This window comes from Mesorhizobium sp. M7A.F.Ca.CA.004.04.2.1, from assembly GCF_004022825.1.
Lineage (GTDB): Bacteria > Pseudomonadota > Alphaproteobacteria > Rhizobiales > Rhizobiaceae > Mesorhizobium.
On sequence record NZ_RZPH01001243.1, the window covers coordinates 1 to 1,530 of the forward strand.

Below are 1,530 nucleotides of genomic sequence, written 5' to 3' on the forward strand. Positions count from 1 at the left end.
CGCCGGCGCCGAGCTCAAGCGCGAATGCACCTACACAATCGAGGGTGATTTTCCGACAGCACGGTTCTGGACGCTTTATGCCGCCGACCAGTCGCTCGGCGTGGTCGAAACCGGCAAACCCCGGCTGGCGGCGCTGCAATCCTACGGGGTGGTGCGCCAGCCCGACAATTCGGTGATCATTTCCGCCGGCCATCACCCGATGCCGGGCAATTGGCTGCTGACAGACGGCTTCGGCAGGATGTATTTCGTGCTGACCTTCTACGACACGCCAATCGCCAGCAGCACCGGCCTGTCGGACGTCTCGCTGCCGCATATCGTCAAGGTCGGCTGCAATGCGTAGTTTTTACGCTGCGATGCGCGGACTTCTGCATGCCGTCCTGCTCGGTCTGCTCGGCGCCGGCATCGTGCACATCGCCGTGCTGCTGCTGGTGCCCGAGTTTTCCGAACGCGATGCCTGGTCGCGGCTGTCCATGGCGTCGGATCTGTACAAGATGACGCGGCTCGATGCCGAGGCCGGTGGCGCGCCCGTGGTGAAATCCGTCGACCCGCTGTTTTACGCGACGGCCTGCCGGTTCGATCTGGGCGAAGGCATGGTCCGCGTCAAGGCACCTGGGCATGTCCCGTTCTGGTCGGTGTCGGTCTATGACCGCAGCGGCCACAACATCTATTCCTTCAACGACCACACAGCGACCGGCGGCGTTCTGGATGCCGTCGTGCTGACGCCGGCGCAGATGATCGACGTGCGCAAGGATCTTCCAGAGGATCTTCAAGGAGCGATCTTCGTCGAAGCGCCGATCGAGGAAGGCATCTTCGTCATCCGCGCCTTCGTGCCCGACAGCAGCTGGAAGCCGATCGTTTCGCGCTTCTTCGAACAGAGTTCCTGCGAGTTGCAGGACTTCTAAAGCGAGTCGCGTCTGAACGGATTCAGACGACCCGCTTTGGATCTTTGTGCATGTCGTTCTCCCAAAACCGAGGTCACTTTTGGGCGACATGCACTAGACATGATCCCGGACCAAAGGTCCGTGGCCGCCGAAACTCAGTGGTGCGGGACCGGTTTTGGTCCTGGCGAACCCGGCTTGTCGGGATCGACCGGCCGCACTTCGCCGGCATGCGGCCGCTCGTAGCGGATGCCGGGAAAGATGATCACCGCTGCCGGCATTTCGGCGGTTTGCTTTACTCTGGTGTTTGGTGCCGTACGCGGCACGAAAGACAGTACCATGCCCATGGTTCGCGCATTCCTCTCGGTTTCCCCGGAGCACAACGCAACGCCTCCAAATGTCATTAAGGCCGGCAGAGGGTTAACGGAACGCTAACGGATCGTCGCTAACTTGAACTTTGTTCTTGGCACTCTCGGAACCGGCACGGTCCCGGTCGAGCGTCGTCAAGGTTGTGTCGAGTACGGGCGTATCCTTCGTGTCATCTTCGGACTTCAGGCAAATCGCGGTGCGAAAAGACTCGGGAAAGGCCGAAAGGCTGTTCCGCGCCGCAGTGTCGGCGTTCTGTTCGCTCACCCGCCCATCACGCCGCGAG

4 protein-coding genes are annotated in these 1,530 nt (G+C 61.4%); 2 read left to right on the plus strand and 2 right to left on the minus strand.

The window, feature by feature from the left end; all coding sequences use genetic code 11:
• The coding region (locus EN893_RS33440) for a DUF1214 domain-containing protein (RefSeq protein ID WP_128362153.1) at positions 1-340 on the plus strand (340 nt) is incomplete at its 5' end.
• Positions 333-902, plus strand: coding sequence for a DUF1254 domain-containing protein (locus EN893_RS33445; protein ID WP_127271883.1), 570 nt, complete (start codon positions 333-335; stop codon positions 900-902). The genes EN893_RS33440 and EN893_RS33445, both read left to right, overlap by 8 nt.
• A gap of 134 nt (positions 903-1,036) precedes the next feature.
• On the opposite strand, the gene EN893_RS33450 is transcribed toward EN893_RS33445, so the two are convergent.
• Both EN893_RS33450 and EN893_RS38400 read right to left on the minus strand, forming a co-directional pair.
• Positions 1,037-1,225 (minus strand): hypothetical protein, encoded by a 189-nt coding sequence (locus tag EN893_RS33450; RefSeq protein WP_127272037.1) that lies wholly within the window; start codon positions 1,223-1,225, stop codon positions 1,037-1,039.
• Positions 1,226-1,298: 73 nt separating this feature from the next.
• Positions 1,299-1,530: hypothetical protein (locus EN893_RS38400; protein ID WP_206640230.1), on the minus strand; the 232-nt coding region annotated here is incomplete at its 5' end.

Bases quoted from the DNA above. Each gene is read 5' to 3' on its own strand.
- EN893_RS33445 (WP_127271883.1), top strand. From the start codon at position 333: ATGCGTAGTTTTTACGCTGCGATGCGCGGACTTCTGCATGCCGTCCTG.
- EN893_RS33450 (WP_127272037.1), bottom strand. From the start codon at position 1,225: ATGGGCATGGTACTGTCTTTCGTGCCGCGTACGGCACCAAACACCAGA.